This window comes from Streptomyces sp. XH2 (assembly GCF_049725035.1).
In the GTDB taxonomy this organism is placed as follows: Bacteria; Actinomycetota; Actinomycetes; order Streptomycetales; family Streptomycetaceae; genus Streptomyces; species Streptomyces roseoverticillatus.
The window spans coordinates 66722-81139 of sequence record NZ_JBMMMZ010000019.1 but is presented as its reverse complement, the minus strand read 5'-3'; the positions used below and the strand labels follow the sequence as shown (position 1 = coordinate 81139).

Sequence of the window (14418 nt, the reverse complement as noted above, 5' to 3'; positions counted from 1 at the left end):
CGGAGCGCCGCCGGGCCGGCGCGGTCCCTCGGGTCAAGCGTGTGGTCACGCGGCGCGCAGCGTCCTCCGGAAGCCCTGGGTGCGGGAGCGGAGTTCGAGGTCGCCGAGGGCGGCGGCCGGCGCGGCCGCGCTCTTCCACGGTGCGGGCAGGGCGGGGCGTCCGGCCGGGTCCAGGCCGGCGTACGCGCGCAGTTTGGGCTTCTCGCCGTAAAGGACCACGCGGCGGACGGGCCCGTCGGAGCGCAGGGCGCGTTCGATCGCGGTCAGGCCCGTCTCGGTGGGCAGCGGCACGATGCCGGTGCGCCGGCGCAAGTGGGCGAGGGCGGCGTCGTCCAGACGCGTGCCGCCGTCCGCCCAGAGCGACCAGTCGACGGCGCGGGTCACGCTGCCGGCCGCTTGCCGGCGCGCGGCGAACGCGTCGAGGAAGGCCCCGGCGGCGGCGTGGCCGGCCTGCGCGACGTTGCCGAAGGCACCCGTCGCGGAGCCGAACAGGAGCAGGAAGTCCAGACCGTGCCCATAGGTCGCGGCGTCGATGTGGGCGGCGCCGTCCACCGTGGGCGCGAGGACGGCGGCGGTGCTCGCGAACGGTGTGCGGGCGAGGTAGCCGTCGTCGAAGACGTCCACCGCGTGGAACACGCCGTCGAGCCGTCCGTACTGCAGGTGAATGTCCGTGACCACGGCGCGCACGGCGTCCGCGTCGGTGACGTCCGTGCACCGGTAGGTCACTTCGCCGTGCGGCAGGCGGGCCTGCAGCGCGTCGACGGCCGGGCTGTGTGCCGGCCGGCCGCCGACGACGACCGTCGCGTGGTGCCGCTCGCACAGCCGCTCGGCCACGAGCAGGCCCAGGCCTCCCGCACCACCGGTGATCCAGTAGACCCCGCCGTCGCGCAGCAGGCTCTCCCCCGTGGCGGCAGGGGGGAGTTCGACGGTCGTGCGGCGCAGGCGGCGGCCGTCGCGGTCGTAGGCGATTTCCGTGACGCCGCCGGCCGTGCCGCCGCCGTCCCCGGTGCCCGCCTCCGCCCTGACGATGCGTTCGAAGGCGGCGGGGTCGCGGGGGTCGTGGCCGTCGAGGAGGACGAGCCCGCCGGTGAAGGAGGGGTTCTCCTGGTGGGCGGTCCTCAGGAGCGCGGCGAGCGGGGCGTGGACCGGCGAGTCCGGTGCGCCGGGTGCGACGACGAGGGCGTGCCGGCCCTGTCCGAGCAGGCGCTGGACGTGCGGGTAGCAGGCGGCGAAGGCCGCCTTCATGGCGACGGCGTCGGGGGCGCCCGCGGGAACGTCCAGGTGCAGGACGTCCGCGCCCAGGCGCGCGGCACTCGCCGCGACAAGGTCCTGGTCCAGGAAGGCGTTGAGGACGGTCACGTCGCGCGGGGTCGCGCCGGGCGCCGGGGCGGGGGCCTCCGTCCAGACGCCGGTGACCTCCATGAGCTCCTCGCCCGCGGCGGGATAGGGCCCTTGCGCGGGGATGTCGGGCAGTTTCCTGGTGGTGTAGCCGGTGAACCGTACGCAGAGCCGGCCGCTCTCGTCGAGCAGGTCGATGTCGGTGCCGGGGCGGCCGCCGGCGGCGGGCCGTAGCCACGCCCACATCTCCCGGGTCGTCGCCGCGTGGGTTTCGAGGCAGTCCAGGGTGAACGGGACCGGGGGCGGGGCCTGGCTGAGCCAGCCGCCCTCGCCGTCGTCGCCGGTGCCGAGGGCCAGGGTCGCGAGCAGGGCGCTGCCGAGGATCGCGGGCTGCAGCACCATGTCGGCCGGGGCGCCCGCGGGCAGCTTCAGTCCGGCGAGCACGCCGTCCGGTCCGCCGTGCAGACTGTGCAGGGCGCACAGCGCGGGGCCGTGTTCGATGCCGTGGCCGAGCAGGGCGGCGTAGCCCCCGGCGACGTCGATGCGCTCGGGGAAGCGGTCGCGCAGCGTGCCCGGGTCCGTCGCCCGGGGCGGGGCTTCGGCGTGCTCGGCGTACTCGACGCGGCCGGTCGCGTAGGGGGTGCCGTTGACGTCGGTGACGGCGTAGTCGTAGCCGGAGCCCGCGGGGGTCAGCCGGAGCCTGGGCGCCAGGCCCTGGTCGGCGACGGGCAGCGGCCGGATCCACACGGCGTCGCGGACGCGGGGCGTCCGCCCGGCGTGCGGGCCCGCGACCGCCTGCTGGCGGGCCGCCGCCGTGGCGAGTTCGAGGGCGATCACCCCGGGGACGAGCCGGGCGCCGTTGATGAGGTGGTCGCGGACGAAGCCCTGGGCGGCGTCGAAGTGCAGGGGGAAGGTCCAACCGTCGGCGTCCCGGCGCCCGGTGCCCAGCGGCGCGGGCTCGGCGGCCGGCGCGGACAGCGGGGGCGCGCCGCCGGATTCCGGGCGGACGGTGGGCAGGAACCGGTGCGGGGTCCGGGCGAAGGCGTAGCCGGGGAGGTGGACGCGGCGCCCGTGCTCCGGCCACTGCGCCCAGTCGACGGGGATCCCCCGGACCCAGGCGGCCGCGAACTCGTCGTGGTAGCCCAGCTCCAGCCGGCGGACGGCGAGCGCCGCCAGGGAGTCCGCGCCGGGCCCGTCGGGGGATTCCGCGCCGAAGATGTCCGCGCCGGTCCGGCCGCGGAAGCAGCCGGCGGGCGACTGCTCCCCCTCGGCGACGCTCTCCAGCTGGGCGGCCCACTCGGCGAGGTCACTCGCGCGGAACACCACCCGCTCGCACATCGGCACGCGGCCCTCGCGCAGGGTGCGGGCGACGTCGGCCAGGGCCGGGGCGTCGGCGTGCTCGATGCGGGTGCGGGCCCAGCGGGCGAGCCCGGCGCACGTCGCGCGGAGCCGGTCCTCGTCCATGGCGGAGACGGGCAGCCACTGCTCGCTGCCCACCATGCCGGCCGGGGCTTCCCCGGCCGGAGCACAGGGATCGCCTGACTCCAGCAGTACGTGGGAGTTGGTGCCGGCGCAGCCGAAGGAGCTGACGCCCGCGCGCAGCGGCGCCGCCGGGCCGGTGCCCGGCCCGGCGGTCCAGTCGGTCAGGCGGTCCACGATGTACAGCGGGCTGCCGTCCAGCTTGATGTGCGGGTCGAGCTTCTCGAAGCCGACGGTCGCGGGCAGCTTGCGGTGGCGCATGGCGAGGATGACCTTGAGCATGCCCACGACGCCGGCGGCCCCCTCCAGGTGGCCGGTGCTGGTCTTCACCGAGCCGACTCCGCAGCGGTGCCCCCGCGCGGTCGCGGGCCGGCCCTTGCCGGTTCCCGGGCGACTCACCGCGGTTCCCGGCCGGCCCACCGCGGAGGCGGGCCGGCCCGCCGCTGTTCCCGGTCGGACCGCAACGGTGCCGGACCGCGCCGCTGTCCCCAGCCGGCCGGGCACGGTGCCGGGCCGGCCCACCACCCGGTCAGGCCGACCCGCCACCGTGCCGGGCCGGCTCGCCACCGTGCCGGGCCGGTTCTCGTGCAGGTCGGCGAAGGCCTGCACGAGGCCGCGGATTTCGATGGGGTCGCCGACGGGGGCGCCGGGGCCGTGCGTCTCGACGTACGTGACGGTCTCGGGCGCGATGCCCGCCCGGCGGTAGACCGCGGTGATCAGTTCGGCCTGCGCGGCCGGGTCGGTGCCGGTCAGGGAGCTGGTGCGCTCGCCCTGGTCGCTGCCGATGCCCTTGATCAGCGCGTGGACGGCGTCGCCGTCGCGGCGGGCGTCCGCGGCTCGCTTGAGGAGGAGGACGCCGCCGCCCTCGCCGCGCACGTAGCCGTTGGCGTTCGCGTCGAAGGCCCTGTACCGGCCGCCGGGCGAGGCCATGCCCGCCTTGGCGAAGGCCACGAAGTGCCTTGGCGACCAGGACAGGTTGACGCCGCCCGCGAGGGCGTGGTCGCAGTCGCCGCTGCGCAGCGCCCGCACGGCCTGTTCGACGGCCACCAGAGAGCCTGCGGACGCGGTGTCGCCGGCGGCGCCGGGGCCGCGGAAGCCGAAGTGCCGGGCCACCCGGTCGGCGAGGGCGGCGCCGGCCGGGTCGCAGGCGCCGGCCCCCTCGGCCTCCTGCTCGAACAGCTCGGCGTAGTCCGCCTGGCAGGCGCCCATGAAGACGCCGGTGCGGGAGCCCGCCATCCGGTCGGCGCGGTATCCGGCGTCCTCCAGGGCGTGCCAGCTCAGCTCCAGGGCGATGCGCTGCTGCAGGTCCATGGACCGCGCCTCGCGCGGGGTGATCCGGAAGAAGTCCGCATCGAAGCAGTCGGCGTCGTCGACGAAGCCGCCCCAGACGCTGCCGGTCGTGTCGGACTCGGAGGACGGGTGGCCGGAACGGTGCTGCCGGCGCCGGTGCTCGGGCACCTCGGTGATCAGGGAGCGGCCCCGGGCCAGGTGGTCCCAGAACTCGTCGGGGGTGCGCGAGCCGGGCAGCCGCAGGGAAAGGCCGACGACGGCGATGTCCTGGTCGTGGCCGGGGACGCCGGTTCCGTTGTTCATGACGCGTTCTCCGTCCTAGGCCGACGCGGCGCTGCGGCGCACCGGTCGACGGCGTTCAGGGGGACGCCGGCACGGGGGGACGCCGAGGAGGCCCCGGCGGCCGCGCCGGGACTCGTCCCGCGCAGGGTCAGGTGCTCGCCCGTGAGGATCCGCTCGGCGCCGCGGCCGTGGCCCCGAGGGGGCCGGGCGCCGGGACCGCACGCGACCGGGTGGCGGAATGCGTCACGCCACCTCCGCGAGGGTGTGCTTTTGCGTCATGGTCCTGTCCCCCGGGTGAGCGGTGTTCTCCGATGACGCGCATCGTGCGCCACCGCCCTTGCGGGTGGCCTGACCATGCCGTTGACGATTCCTTGCCGCCGGCTGCAGAGGGTTTTCAATGATCTGACGAAACCCTTGCGAAGACCTTGCAGTCGGCTTGCCGATGGCTGGTCGCGATCTTGGAATGCCCTGCTTCCTTATGCAAGGATCCGATTTGGAAGGCGCCGGCAGTGCAGTGCCGGCTGCCCGTCAGCACGGTCGCGCGTGCCAACCGATTGGGACCGACATGCCCGCACCCACCGCGCCGAATCCGCCGCCCCCGGATGAGCCGGCGGTAACCGTTGCGATCGAGCCACTTCTGAGTGTGCTCGGTCCCATGTCGGCCCGCCATGACGGGCAGGACCTCCCGCTCGGACCGCCGCGCCGGCAGGCGCTGCTCGCCCTCCTCCTCATCCGCCTGGGCCGCGTCGTCCCCACGGAGTTGCTCGTCGAGGAGCTGTGGGGCGGGGAGCCGCCCCGCCAGGCCGTCGCCACGCTGCAGAGCCACGTCTCCCACCTGCGCCGCGCCCTCCAGCCGGCGGCCGGGGCCGGCGGCGCGTCCGTCCTGCGCCACCGGGCCGGCGGCTACGTCCTGGAGCTCGCCCCCGAACAGATCGACACCTTCCGCTTCGAACTCCTCGTCGCCGAGGGGCGCCGGCTGCTGGACCGCCGCGATCCGCTCGCCGCGCGCGACCGGCTCACGGAGGCGCTGGCGCTGTGGCGGGGCGCGCCCTACGGGGAGTTCGACGGCCACCCGCCGCTCAGCGACGAGAGCACCCGGCTCGAACACGTCCGCCTCACGGCCGTCGAGTCCTGCGCGGAGGCCCGCCTGGCCCTCGGGGCGGCCGAGGAGGTGGCCGCGGACCTCGACCGGGAGGCGCGCCGCAACCCCGCGCGGGAACGCCTCGTCGGCCAGCTGATGACCGCCCTCTCCCGGCTCGGACGGCAAGCCGAGGCGCTGGAGGTGTACGAACGGACGCGCAGCCACCTGGCCGAGGAGTTCGGCGTGGGCACCACCGCCGCGCTCCGCCGCGTGCGGACCGCGATCCTGCGCCATGAGCCGGCGGCGGAGGAGCCTGCGGGCGGCCCGGTGGTTCCGGCGACGGCTGCCGTAGGTGAGGCCCGGGAGGAGGAGCAGCCCGATGCGGTGGTGACGGGCGAGGCGGCCGGGGCCGAAGGGGGCGACGCCGCGCGAAGAGCCACCGTTGCTGTTGCCGCTCCAGGCGGCAGGAGCCTCCCGCCCCACGACGCTACGCGCGTCACACCGGCCGCACAGGCCGCCGGGGCCGGGCAGCATGCTGCTGGAACCCCCGGCGGAACCTCCGAAGCAGCGGGGGCACTCCGTACGACAGGGACGGACGACAAGGCCGTTGGGGTCGGCGGGGCGAATGGAGCCGATGAGTCCGACGGGGCCGGCACGGCCGGGCGCACCCCGCGGTCGGCGAGCCAGTCCCCGTTCACCGGCCGCGGCGAGGAGCTGGAGCGGCTGACGACCGCGGCGGCGAGCGCCCTGGCCGGCCGGGGGCACGTGGCCGGAGTCCTCGGCCCCGCCGGAGTCGGCAAGACCCGGCTGCTCTTCGAACTCGCCCCGCGGCTGGAGGCCGCCGGCAGCGGCCGCGACGGCGAGGGGCTGGAAGTCATCTGGAGCTACTGCTTCCGCAGCGAGGGCGTGCCGCCCTACTGGCTGTGGACGCAGGTGCTCCGGCGGCTGTCCGTCAGCCGCCCGGACGCCTTCCAGGCCGCAACGAAACCTTTCTGCCATCTGCTCTCGCCGCTCATGCCCGAGTGGTCGGGCGGCCCCGGCCGCGCCCCGGGCAACGAAGCGGACTGGGGCCAGGCCCGGTTCCTCACCCACGACGCGGTCTGCGAAGTCCTGCTCGCCCTGGCCGCCCAGAGCCCGCTGTTCCTGTTCCTGGAGGACCTGCACTGGGCCGACGCGCCCTCCCTCGACCTGCTCAGGCAGCTGAGCACCCGCTGCCACGGCCACCCGCTCGCGATCGTCCTCACCGCCCGCGAGTTCGAGGTCGAATCCGACGCCACGCTGCGCCGCATGCTCTCCGAGATCCTGCGCGGCCCCCGGACGGAGACCCTGCGGCTCGACGGGCTCTCCCGGCAGGCCGTCGCCGACTTAGTCGTGGCCCAGGCCGGACCAGGCGTGGACGCCGAGGTCGTCGAGGCGCTGCACCGGCGCAGCGAGGGCAACCCGTACTTCGTCATGCAGCTCCTCTCCCTCCTGGGGGACGCCCGGAGCCTGCGCAGCCCGGACGCGGTCGAGGTGCTGCTGACGCGCGTGCCCACCGGTGTGCGCGAGGTGCTGCACCAGCGGTTCGCCGCGCTGCCCGAACCCGTCCTGCGGGTACTGCGGCTGTGCGCCGTCATCGGCGCCGAGGTCGACACCGACCTGCTGGAGCGCACCGCCACCGGGGACGAACCCGTCACCGGGGCGATGGAGTCGGCCATCCGCGCCGGGCTGCTCGGCGAGGACCTCCAGCATCCGGGGCGGCTCCTGTTCGCCCATGCCCTGGTCCAGGAGACGCTCATCGACGAGCTCACGCGCGAGGACCGGCAGCGGCTGCACGCCAGGGTCGCCGAAGCGCTGAGCACCCGCAGGCAGGGCCGCGCGGAGGACACGAGCGCCGAGCGCATCGCCCACCACACGTGGCACGCGAGAAGCACCATCGCCCCGGCGGAGGCGCTCCCCCGGCTGCTGCGCGCCGCCGAGCAGGCGGAGCAGCAACTGGCGTACGAGCGCGTGGAGACCTGGCTGCGCCGGGCGGTGCAGCTGGTCGACCTGCTCCCCCAGGACGACCCCACGGTCGTGCCCCTGGAACGGCGGCTGCACGTCCAGCTCGGTCAAGTACTGGCCACCACCCGGGGCTACGGGCACCCCGAGGCCGAGCGGGCGCTCGCGCACGGCCGGGCCCTGAGCTCGGCCGCCCAGGCCCCCGAGGACCCGTCGGTGCTGTGGGCGCTGTGCGCCGCCTATCTGGTCACCGGCCGCTACGACGCCTCCCGGCGGTTCTCCGGCCTGCTGCGGGACCTCGCGGGACGGACCGAGGCACCCGTGGCGGTGCTCGGCGCCGCGTACGGCGAGGGCATCGTCCTGCACGTCCGCGGCCGCCTGTCGCAGGCACTGGCCGAACTGGAGCACGGCGTCGACATGGCGGACCGCTACGCCGGCGAAGGCCACTCGCTGGCGCGCACCTTCCAGCACGACCCGCGCGTCTCGTGCCGCTCGTACAACACGTTCACCCACTGGCTCCTCGGCAACCGGCGGACCGCCAGGGCCCGCCGCCACCAGTTGCTGCACCTGACCGAGTACGACAGCAGGCCCTCCGACCGGTCCTTCGCCCTCTACGTGGACGCGGTCGTGGCGGCCTGGGAGGGCGACGCCCAGCAGGCGCGCTCCTCCGGCGCCGAGGGCGTCCGCGTGGCGGGCGAACACGGGCTGCTCTACTGGAAGGGGATGCTGGGCGTGCTCGAAGGGTGGGGCCTGACCCACTCGGGCCTCGAAGAGGACGGACTCGCCCTGATGCAGGCTTCCCTGGCCGAACTGCGCCGCTCCAGCACCCGCCTGCGCCACCCCCTCCACCTGGGGCTCCTCGGCCAGGCCCAGTACCACGCCGGCCGCCCCGAAGAAGCGAAGGCGACCTTCCACGCCCTGCTCTCGGCCGTCGAACAGCGCGGAGAACACGTCTATTTGCACGAGTCGCTCCCCGCCACCCGCCTGCTCCACGAGCTCCTGGGGACCACCGCTGCCGGGGCGAAGCAGGCGGCCGTGTGAGCGCCGGCCGGCCCCGCCCCGGGGTGCCCTTCGTCCGCGGCCGGCAGTCCCGCGGCCGGCCGGCCGCTCAGCCGAAGAAGACCGAGGACACGTCGTTGTCGAAGCCGATCGCGGCGAGATCGGCGACATCACCGGTCACGACCTTGGACCTGCCGGTGCAGTTGCGTTCGGACCAGATCTTCAGGCTGCCGCGGGCCTGCAGGGACGACGCCACGTTGTCGCGCGCGACGTTCTGGCAGCCCTTGCCCGCCAGGCCCTGGGCCGGTTCGCCGAAGTTGCGCTCGTCGAAGAGGACGGCGCTGGTGGCGGGCCCGGCCTGGGCACCGCCACCGCTCCCGCCCGCTCCCTGGCCGGCCTTCTTGCCGTCGGGCGTCACACCGAACCACGTGCCACCGACGCCCTGCCCGTTGGTCTGTCCCGGCTCGGTGTCCTTGCTGAAGCGGTAGACGGGCCAACCGCCGACCGTGACCTGACGGGTGCCGTCGTCGCGCTTGACCACCCCGACCTTCGCCTTGTCGACCCCGTCGAGGAAGACCTTGCCGCCGGGTGCCACCAGGACCGGCGGCCAGGTGGTCGCGCACGCGCCGTTGCAGGTGGACTTCGACGGATTCGCACTGTCCTTGTCGAAGCGGTAGAGGGTGAAGCCCGCGCCGTTGACCACCACCGGGTCCAGCGCACCGGCCTTGGACGCGGTGAGCTGCACCCATCGCGTCGCCTCCGGCTTCACCGCGGGCTTCCCCGGCTCGTTCGCCCAGTCCCCCGACATGGCCGGGGCGTTGTTCGCCTTCGCGGTACCGCTGCGGAAGTCCAGGGCCTCCGCGGCCGCCTTGCCGCCGGCGACGGCGGACGCCTGGCCGGCCGGTGCGGCGGAGTCGTCGCCGTCGCCGCCCCCGCAGCCGGTGAGCAGCAGCGCTCCGACGGCGGCCGACGACACGATCAGTGCGGTGTGCTTGCGGAACATGAGGGTTCCCCCCACTCATGGGCCCCGGACCGACCCGGAGCCTTCGCCACCCTGTACGGGCCCGGCCCCGCGCACGCCTCAGCCCGTTACCGTCCCGGAACACGACGCGGACAATGTCACGCGCCGCGCTCACCGCCCCGGCCCGCATGCGGGCCGTTCACGGACGCGGCGCCTTCTCCCCGTGCACGGCGGTGTATTCGGCGGCCAGCCAGGGGCCCAGATCGTCGATGAGCATCGCGAGCACCTCCGGGTCGGCCGAGGGGCTGCGCCCCGTGGCCGCGGCGACGCGCATCTGCTCGGCGCGCTCCGGGTAGCAGCGGCCGAAGAGCGCGGCGGACTCGCCGAGATCGCTGGTCCAGCCGCCCCAGCGGGGCATGACCAGGGTGAATCCGGTGCGTACGAGGCGCCGGGCGACGCCGCGGCCGAGGGTCCTGCGTTCGGCGTCCGTGGCCGCCTCGGCGGCGCGGGTGCGCCAGCGCGGGAGCACGAGGGCGAGGTCGCCGTTCGTCTCACGGGCGAGCAGGGACGTGGGGCGGTAGCGGGGTAGTTGCGCGGCGAGGTCGGTGCCGAGCAGCGGGGTGCACAGGCAGGCGACGAAGAAGCCGAGGTCGTGGCGTTCGAGGTCGCTCAGCAGCGTACGCGTGCTGAACAGCAGGACGCCGGCGCCGTCGATTTCGGGGAAGGCCCGGTCGAGCGCCGCCTCGATCGACGCGGCGTCGGCGCGGTCGCTGCCGGCGGGCTCGCCGTGGAGGGCGAGCAGGAGGTCGAGGTCGGAGACGCCGGGGACGGCCGTACCGCGCGGGATGCTGCCGTAGAGGTAGGCGCTGTGCAGCCGGGTGCGGTCGAAGGTCCCGGCGATGCGAGCGCGCGCAGCGTCCACGACGGGGACGAACGCCGCTGCCACGCGGTCCGGGGAACCTTCGCGCGCGATCGTCCCGTCGTGATCCAGTCCTCGTCCGTTCATGGGGGAACTGTGCCCGGTGGTGCCGGGATCCGCCCAGCGGATTGTTGCTGCGCGCCGGACGGACGGGGGCCGCCCCGCCGCCTCGTCCGCATGGTCACGCCATGTACGCTCCCAGCCATGCGATGCACGGCGGATGCCCTCCTGTTCGACAGCGACGAGACGCTCGTTTCCTCCCTGCGGTCGGTCAAGCGCGTCTGGAGCCGGTGGGTCGAGTCGTACGGCATGACGCTCGAAGAGGCCATGGCCCGCGTCGAGGTGCACGGCCGCCCGGCCGCCGAGATCGCCGCCGCCCTCCTGCCCGCGGATCAGGTCGCCGAAGGGCTCCGCCGCCTGGTCGACGCGGAGGTGGCCGACGCGCTCGCCGGCGGCGTCGTGCCCGTGCCGGGCGCCGTCGCGCTGCTGGCCTCGCTGCCGCAGGACCGCTGGGCCGTGGTGACCTCCAGCAGCCGGCGCGTGGCCGAGACCCGCCTCAACCAGGTGGGCATCCACCCCAAGTTCCTCATCACGTCGGACGACGACATCACCCGCTACAAGCCCCACCCGGAGCCGTTCCTCCTGGCGGCCGAGCGCCTCGGTTTCGACCCGGCCCGCTGCGTCGTCGTCGAGGACGCGCCTGCGGGTCTGACCGCCGGACGCGCGGCCGGCATGGCGACGATCGCCCTGACGACGACGCACCACCCGGACGAGCTCGACGCGGACGCCACGGTCGCCGACCTCACCGCCCTCTCCGCCCGGGTCACCGGGACCGGCGAACTGGAGATCACCATCGGCTGAAGGCCGCTGCTCGCAGCGGGCCGGAAGGGCCGCTGCGGGGCCCTCATTCGTTCCGGTGCCGCGCGGCGGACCGGGGCTCGGGGGTGCGGGCGAGGAAGATGCCCAGGAGGACGACGAGGAGCGCGGCGCCGAGTTTGACCGCCAGGCTCCACAGTCCTTCCCGCGCGTGCGCGTCGTGCAGGCGGGTGTAGACGTAGCCCGCGGCGACGAGGGCGACCAGCCCCGTGGCGACGGCCAGTCTGCGGCCCACGCGGCGCGTGTCACGGGTCAGCAGCGCGGCGGCCGACCAGCCCGCGAGGAGCAGGAGCACTCCGGCCAGCGTGAAGACCACCGGCAGGCCGGGGACGAACAGGGCCACGGCCAGCAGGACGGCCCCGGCGGCCACGGTCAGCTGCACCACGCGGTTGCCGAAGTTGTCGGGGCGGGTCAGGAACCGGACCATGGCCCACACGGCGAGGGTGTAGCCGCGGAGCGCGCCGAGCACCGCGCCGACCGCCTTGACGCGCGACAGCGTGCCGAAGGCGCCGGCGGTGACGGCGGCGGCCTGCGCCGCCGTGTTGGCGAGGAGGTCGCCGCCGGCCTCCTCGCCGATCCGCTGGCTGCCGATCAGGTGGGCGCTCCCCCACAGCTGCCACACCGCCGTCGGCGGGACGGTCCGGCCGGCCGCTTCGGCGCCGGCCGTCGCCGCGTCGTACCCCGCGAGCCACTTGGTGCTGCCCGCGGGCCTGCCGTCGCCCTCCGCGCGGACCGCGTCGGCCAGTGCGGGCAGCTCCTGCCGGAGGATCCGGGTGTGGAGGGCACGGGTGACGGCCTCGACGCACAGGCCCAGCCGGGGGTCGTCCTGCACGCCGCCGCCCGCGGCCGCGGGGGCCGGCGCGGCGGGGACGATCCGTTCCCGGACGAAGTCCTTGCAGGCGGAGGCGTATTGCTGCCGCCAGATCTCTTCCAGCCAGGCCCGGTCGTCCGGTTCGGCGCCGTCGAGGGCGCAGTCGCGGAGCATCTCCACGAGGCGGTCGGCCGCGCCGGCCGCGGCGCCGGCCTCCTCACGGGCCCATACCTGCCGCAGCCGCTCGGCCGACAGCAGGATCCGCACCAGGTGCGCCGCGCCGTCCAGGCGGCCGTGGATCCAGTCGTTGACCCGCCACGACGCGCGGTAGAAGGCGCCGAAGTGGTGCAGTTGCTTGCCCGTGACCAGATCGGGGTGGTGCGACGAGACCTGGACCAGCTCGACCTCCTGTTCGGCGTCGCCGTGAGCACCGCCGTACGCCTCCTGCACGACGTCCAGGCGGAGCATCCGGGGCAGGACGCCCGTCCCGTCCGGGCCGAGCAGGAAGCCTGTCAGCGCTTGCAGGCGTTCCCGCTCGGTGCCCTCGAGGTCGACGACGGCGTTCCCGGTGCGGGCGACGTCCCGCAGGGCGGTCGCGCTGTTCTCCAGGCAGCCGGCGAGGTTCCGTGCCTGGGCGTACCACCGCTCCCGCCGTGCCGCGAAGGCGGGCGACCCGGCTTCCGCGGAGCCGTCCCGGTCGGCGAGGGCCTCGCGCAGCCATGCCGTCAGGGCGCGGAGGCTGTCCGGCGTCGCCCGGCCGAGCGTGTCGTACGTGCAGGGCGGCAGGCCGGCTCCCGCGGCGGTCCAGTGGGCCTCCAGGTCGCTCCAGTCGGCCTGGATGTCCTTGAACAGCTCGCTCGCGCGCTCGCGTTGGGCGATGATCGCGGCGCGCTGCGGTGAGCCCGTCGGCGCGAGCCAGACGGCCCTCTTGAGGACGTCGACGGTGAGGTCCCGCAGCCTGCGGACGGTGGTCTGCCCCCAGTCCCACTCGGCGCCGGTCCGGTTCACCGCCCCGGCGGTGGAGTCCCCGCGCGGGATGAACGATTCCGGTTGCGTGCGCCTGTCGTCGAGCACGGGGCGCAGGCAGTCCGCGATCTGCCGTGCGCTCCACCGGTCCGCGCGCGCCGGGGGCTGGCCCGCGGCCGTCCACCGGGCGATGGTCTCGGCGGCGTACTGCACCCGGACCTCCACGTAGCCCTGCCAGGCCGCCTCGGACAGCGTCTCCGCCCCGGCGGTCAGGGCGGACGCCAGGCGGTCCCGGGCGCGGCGCCGCTGCCGGACGTCGCGGTTGCGGTCCCGGATCTCGGTCAGTTCGCGGGAGACGGAGTCGGTGGCCCTCAGCCGGGTCAGCACGCCGAGGAGGACGTCGGGGGCGTCGGGCGGCGGGGGCTCGCTCCCGGAGGGTTCCGGTGCGGAGGGGGCCGCTGCCGGTTCCTCCCCCGGGTCGGGGACGACGTAGGTCAGGAGCCGGCGGACCTGCAGTTGCGCGGACTGGCGGTAGACGGCCTCCAGGGCGGGCCGGATCGGCTTGTTGAGCAGGATGCCGCCGTCGACGACGTGCTGCGAGGTGCGGAAGGTGGCGCGGCCCGCCGTCGACACCCAGGGCCCCTCGGCCGGGCCCTCCTCCAGGGACACCTTCACCCACTGCGGTGCGAACGCCGCCGGGAAGGAGGAGGAACAGCGTGCGGCGACGGCGAGGCGGTCGACGACCCCGTCTTCGCGGAGGTCGCCGGCCGGGTCCGGGCCCACGCCGTCCGTGGTGAACAGGAACCGGGCGTCGTGGTCGGTCTCGGTGATCCGTACGCCCATGTCGTCGCAGAAGGGGCTCTTGCGGCCGCGCCAGAGGGTGCCCGTGAGGATGAGCTCCACGGGCCGGTCGGCGGCGGGCTGCCCGTTGCCGGTGCCGGCGGGGGGAGGCGACGCCAGGACGCGGCGCAGGGCCTTGCGGAGCTCGTCGAGGAAGTAGTCGCCCTTCAGGAGCGAGGGCACCCGGCGGCGGAGCGGGTGCTGCAGGAGCTCCGTCAGGTCGCCCTTGTCCCGCCACAGGCCGCAGAGGGAGCCGATGTCCCGTTCGCGGGCCAGGCCCAGGGCCAGGAACGCGCCGTTGAGGCCGCCGGCGGAGGTACCGGCGATGACGTCCACCCGTGCGTCGGCGTGCAGGAGGTCGAGGAGCGGCCGGTAGACCGCCCGGTCCCACCGGCGGGCCATGGCCAGGTGGTGGAGTTCGGCGGCGACTCCGCCGATCCACACGGCCAGGCTCACGCCGCCGTTCATGACGACGGCCACCCGGATGTCCTGCCGGTCGATGTCGTCGGCGTCCGTCACGGTCTCTCCCTGGCGCTCGCCCGGACTCTGCGCGCTCCCAGCTCAGCACGCCGCCGGTGCGGCGGGCCTGATCGTCG

6 protein-coding genes are annotated in these 14418 nt (G+C 75.3%); 2 read left to right on the top strand and 4 right to left on the bottom strand.

The window, feature by feature from the left end; all coding sequences use genetic code 11:
- Positions 1-45 precede the first annotated feature (45 nt).
- Entirely contained in the window at positions 46-4410 is a 4365-nt protein-coding gene (locus ACOTKD_RS33750; protein ID WP_424892816.1) for an SDR family NAD(P)-dependent oxidoreductase, read from the bottom strand.
- Between the two features lie 634 nt (positions 4411-5044).
- On the opposite strand from ACOTKD_RS33750, the gene ACOTKD_RS33745 reads away from it, so the two are divergent.
- Entirely contained in the window at positions 5045-8491 is a 3447-nt protein-coding gene (locus ACOTKD_RS33745; RefSeq protein WP_424892815.1) for a BTAD domain-containing putative transcriptional regulator, read from the top strand.
- A gap of 67 nt (positions 8492-8558) precedes the next feature.
- Here ACOTKD_RS33745 and ACOTKD_RS33740 read toward each other — a convergent pair whose 3' ends face one another.
- Both ACOTKD_RS33740 and ACOTKD_RS33735 read right to left on the bottom strand, forming a co-directional pair.
- Complete coding sequence (locus ACOTKD_RS33740; protein ID WP_424892814.1) at positions 8559-9452, bottom strand: hypothetical protein; 894 nt, start codon at positions 9450-9452, stop codon at positions 8559-8561.
- A gap of 157 nt (positions 9453-9609) precedes the next feature.
- Positions 9610-10416, bottom strand: a complete 807-nt coding sequence (locus ACOTKD_RS33735; RefSeq protein ID WP_424892813.1) for a nucleotidyltransferase — start codon at positions 10414-10416, stop codon at positions 9610-9612.
- Positions 10417-10533: 117 nt separating this feature from the next.
- Here ACOTKD_RS33735 and ACOTKD_RS33730 point away from each other — a divergent pair, with 117 nt between their 5' ends.
- Positions 10534-11190, top strand: a complete 657-nt coding sequence (locus tag ACOTKD_RS33730; protein ID WP_424892812.1) for an HAD-IA family hydrolase — start codon at positions 10534-10536, stop codon at positions 11188-11190.
- A 43-nt stretch (positions 11191-11233) separates the two neighbouring features.
- On the opposite strand, the gene ACOTKD_RS33725 is transcribed toward ACOTKD_RS33730, so the two are convergent.
- The gene (locus ACOTKD_RS33725) at positions 11234-14341 is read right to left on the bottom strand and encodes a patatin-like protein (protein WP_424892811.1); all 3108 of its coding nucleotides are present in this window, start codon (positions 14339-14341) and stop codon (positions 11234-11236) included.
- Between the last annotated feature and the right edge of the window lie 77 nt (positions 14342-14418).